The 476-nt window shown below is 66.4% G+C and carries 1 protein-coding gene; it reads left to right on the top strand.

The window, feature by feature from the left end; translation table 11 throughout:
- The coding region (locus JYK17_RS40310) for an alpha-amylase family glycosyl hydrolase (RefSeq protein ID WP_261996687.1) at window positions 1-476 on the top strand (476 nt) is incomplete at both ends.

Here is a 476-nt window from a genome sequence, read left to right on the forward strand (position 1 = left end):
CCCTCCAACTGCCAGTGGGGCATCTTCCTGCGCAACCACGACGAGCTGACCCTGGAGATGGTCACCGACGAGGAACGCGACTACATGTGGGCCGAATACGCCAAAGACCCGCGTATGCGCGCCAACATCGGCATCCGGCGGCGCCTCGCGCCCCTCCTGGACAACGACCGCAACCAGATCGAACTGTTCACCGCCCTGCTGCTGTCGCTGCCCGGCTCGCCGATCCTGTACTACGGCGACGAGATCGGCATGGGCGACAACATCTGGCTCGGCGACCGCGACGCCGTGCGCACCCCCATGCAGTGGACCCCCGACCGCAACGCCGGCTTCTCCTCCTGCGACCCCGGCCGCCTGTTCCTGCCCACCATCATGGATCCCGTCTACGGCTACCAGGTCACCAACGTCGAGGCCTCCATGTCCTCGCCCTCGTCGCTGCTGCACTGGACCCGCCGCATGATCGAGATCCGCAAGCAGAA

It is taken from the genome of Streptomyces plumbidurans, assembly GCF_019857225.1.
GTDB classification, from domain to species: Bacteria; Actinomycetota; Actinomycetes; order Streptomycetales; family Streptomycetaceae; genus Streptomyces; species Streptomyces plumbidurans.